The following is a 1,558-nucleotide window of genomic DNA, read 5'->3' on the forward strand; positions in this document are numbered from 1 at the left end:
CCCCGACCCCACCACACCACCCCCCGCGCACCCCCACCCCACCACCACCGGAGCCAAACGCCCCCGCACGGTCAGAAGTCGCCGCCTCCGCCGCCGAAGTCACCACCCCCGCCGAAGTCGCCGCCACCACCCCCGAAGCCGCCGCCGAAGTCGCCCGGGTCGAAGTCGGACCCTGAGACGTCGCCGCCCTCGTAGCCGCCGCCCGAGCCACCCCCGTAACCGGCGTCTCCGTAGCCGTAGCCATAGCCGCCGCCGTAGTACGCGCCGTACCCCGGCCCCGCCATCAGGCCGCCCAGCATCGTGCCGACCAGCAGCCCCGGCAGCAGCCCGCCGCCGAAGTAGCCGCCCGCCCACGGACCGTACGCCGGGCCCGCGTCCCAGTACGGACGGCGCCCCCAGTCCGTCTCCACCTCCCGCACCATCGGCTCCCGCCCGTCCGCCAACCGCGCCCGGTCCGCCGCGCACACCGGCACCCGGCGCGGCGCGCCCCCCGCCGGAACCCACTCCACGTCGTCGACCGACGGCCCGTGCCGCGGGTCGAAGAAGCACGGCGGACGCCGCTCCGGCAGCGGCCGTCCCTCCCGCCGCGCGGCCAGCCGGGCCAGCGAGAACCGGCCGTCCTCCAGCGCCTCGGTCACCCCCCGCACGTCCTCCGGGCGCCGCGCGCCCGCCATCGCCGACTTCGCCTGCTCGTATGCGTCCAGCGCGCGCCCGTAGTCGGCGCGCATCGCATCGTCCGCGCCCCGCTCGTCCGGCCGGAAGTCCAGCCGGTCCAGTTCCTCGCCGAACGCGGTGATGTCCTCGTCCACGACCACCCGCAGCCGCTCCAGCGCGGCGCGCTGCTCGTTCTCGCGCCGGCGCCGGTTGCGGCGGGTGAGCGCGTACGCGCCCGCGCCCGCGACGACGACCACCGCGCCGAGGGCGATGAGCGCGGTCGACGACGCGCCGCCGCCGTCGCCTCCCCCGCCGCTCCAGCTCGACGGGGCGTGGCCGCCGACGTTCGCGAGGGCGCGGTCGGTGAAGTCGGTGAGCTGTGCCTTCGCGTCCTCGCCCTGCACGCTGGTGACCAGGTTCCGCACGGCGGTGTTCGGCAGCACGGAGGAGTCGGCGCGGGCGTCGAAGCGGTCGCCGAGCCGGACGCCGTACAGGCCGGTGATGCCGGTCGCCGTGCGCAGGTTGGTGAACAGGTTCCGGGTGGGGAAGTCGGCGGGCAGCACGGCGACGAAGACGGGCTTGTCCGCGTCCTCGATCCGGTTGGCGAGATTGTGGGCGTCCGCCGCGGAGATCTGGTCGGAGGCGGCGGGGTCCACGTAGACGGGGCTCTTGCGCAGGGCCGCGGCGATGGTGGACACGTCGGTGGCGGCGTGGGCGCGGGGCGCGAAACCGGCGGTGAAGAGCACCGCCAGGACGGCCGCGAGCAGGGCCACCGGGTGGGCCCGAGGGGCTCGGGCCGGTGGAGAGGTCATGGGTGCGGGGTACCCGGAACGACGCGAAAGGTACGTACGGTTTCTGGGGGGTGCGCGGGGGGTGGTGTGGTGGGGTCGGGGCCGTGGGGGGG

General features: G+C 76.3%; 1 protein-coding gene. It reads right to left on the reverse strand.

Annotated elements, in window-relative coordinates; genetic code table 11:
• Positions 1 to 71: 71 nt before the first annotated feature.
• Positions 72 to 1,466: a hypothetical protein gene (locus IO29_RS31225; protein WP_030383520.1), complete on the reverse strand. Its 1,395-nt coding sequence runs from the start codon at positions 1,464 to 1,466 to the stop codon at positions 72 to 74.
• Positions 1,467 to 1,558 lie beyond the last annotated feature (92 nt).

This window comes from Streptomyces sp. NRRL F-6676 (assembly GCF_000725625.1).
Taxonomy (GTDB): domain Bacteria; phylum Actinomycetota; class Actinomycetes; order Streptomycetales; family Streptomycetaceae; genus Streptomyces.